The sequence below is a fragment of the Dialister sp. genome, assembly GCF_036343215.1.
In the GTDB taxonomy this organism is placed as follows: Bacteria; Bacillota; Negativicutes; order Veillonellales; family Dialisteraceae; genus Dialister.
In genome coordinates, this window is record NZ_JAZASU010000182.1 from 1 (window position 1) to 1,782 (window position 1,782).

General features: G+C 47.2%; 1 protein-coding gene. It reads right to left on the bottom strand.

Going from position 1 to position 1,782, the window contains the following annotated elements:
• Positions 1-483: 483 nt before the first annotated feature.
• A complete protein-coding gene (pcp, locus tag VZT47_RS10205; protein WP_330224853.1) occupies positions 484-1,143 on the bottom strand; it encodes a pyroglutamyl-peptidase I in 660 nt (219 codons plus the stop codon).
• Between the last annotated feature and the right edge of the window lie 639 nt (positions 1,144-1,782).

Consider the following 1,782-nt stretch of genomic DNA (forward strand, 5'->3'; position numbering starts at 1 on the left):
GCTTTCCGCGCATTAAAATTTAAAATTAATAAATTAAAAAGCGTATCCTGCTGGATACGCTAAAATGGGGTTATGTAATTGTCTGTTTTTAGGAGTAAATCCTTAAGTGTGTGCCATTACGAACTTCGGGGGGCCTGTGAGGATGGCTCCTGACTTCCGATAGAGTCAACTGGCATGAAAATGTTTCGTCAGTCAGCCCTGTAATCGACTTGAAACGGTAGAACAACCCCTCAGTCCGCTTCGCGGACAGCTCCCCAGGCCTGGGGAGCCTGAAACGATAGCATGCTAAGGGTTTGAGACTTTTGTCCCCTGAGTCTTCAGGTAATTGGTCTCGTATGTGCCATGGGGCTGTGCTTTCCCATATAAAAAAGGCGCGGCTTCCTGATTTATGCCGCGCCACCGCCCCGAGTCCCGTTTCCCGATCGATGACAAGCCACGAAGACAGCTGATTTTTCAAAGTTGCAAAGAATCCGGTCACTCTGATCACTGATCACTGCGAACCGGGAACTGCACATATTTCTGTTTCGGCTTTTTCAGTTCTCTTACGGTGACGGAAATAGCCATCATAAGTCCGGTGGTTATGGTTTCCGGAGACATGCTGGGAGTTCCGGGCTGGCGGGCGGCCTGGAAGGGGAGATAGGGAATGTGGATGAATCCGCCCAGTCTTTCCTTTCTGCTGTGGGAGAGAAAATCCATGAGGCTGTAGAAAAGATGATTGCACACGAAGGTGCCGGCGGTATTGGATATTTCCGCGGGAATTCCAAGGGAGGTAAGGTCTTTGCAGATTTTTTTGATGGGAAGGGTGGAGAAATAGGCGGCGGGACCTCCGGGCATGATGGGTTCGTCTACAGGCATATTTCCTCCATTGTCGGGGGAAAAATAGTCATCGCAGTTGATGGCGGCCCGTTCCAGGGATAGCGCGCTTCTTCCACCGGCTTCTCCTGTGCAGAGTATGACTTCCGGATCCCAGGCTGCCATGCCTTCGAGGAGTTTATTCATGCAGATGCCCCGGACTGTGGGAAGTTTCAGGGTGTGAATGATGGCTCCTTCCGCGGAAAGTCCTTCCAGCAGGCGGACGGATTCCCAGGAGGAGTTTATGGGTTCTTTGTTAAAGGGCTCAAAGCCTGTCAGTAATACGTTCATGGAATCACCTTTCGTTCGTGTATTTGCTTTTTATTGTAAATACATCGGCGCGGGCCTGCAATATCCGGAAATGAAAAAATCCGCAAACTGCGGATTTTTCAGGAGGTTGGATGGTTTATTTTCACATGCGGGCTGCGAAGGAAGGTGAAAGCAGTCCGTCATGGTTATTTTCTCCGGCGAAGCCGGATGAAAGGTGGATATGTGAACATTTTCTCTCAAAAGGAAGGTGAATGATTGAGGAAAATGGTTGATTAATTTTATAGATCATTTTCTATCTGTTGATTATAGTATATCGGAAAATTTAGATAATGTCAATAGAGAAATTGAAATTTTTCTATGATTCAAAGCTGAAAGCAAAATGATTTATCAAAGGCTTTTGTTTCGGGGTTGTCGGGAGTATCGGGGGTCATTTCGGGGTTGTCGGGAAGGCGGCGCCCTTCGGGCGCAGGTTTAGATTTTGCCTTTAAGTTCATTTTCGACTTGTATGATCGTACATCCCCCCACCGCTTCGCGGAGCCCCCCCGAACTTCAGGTAATGGCACACACTTAAGGATTTACTCCTAAAAACAGACAATTACATAACCCCATTTTAGCGTATCCAGCAGGATACGCTTTTTAATTTATTAATTTTAAATTTTA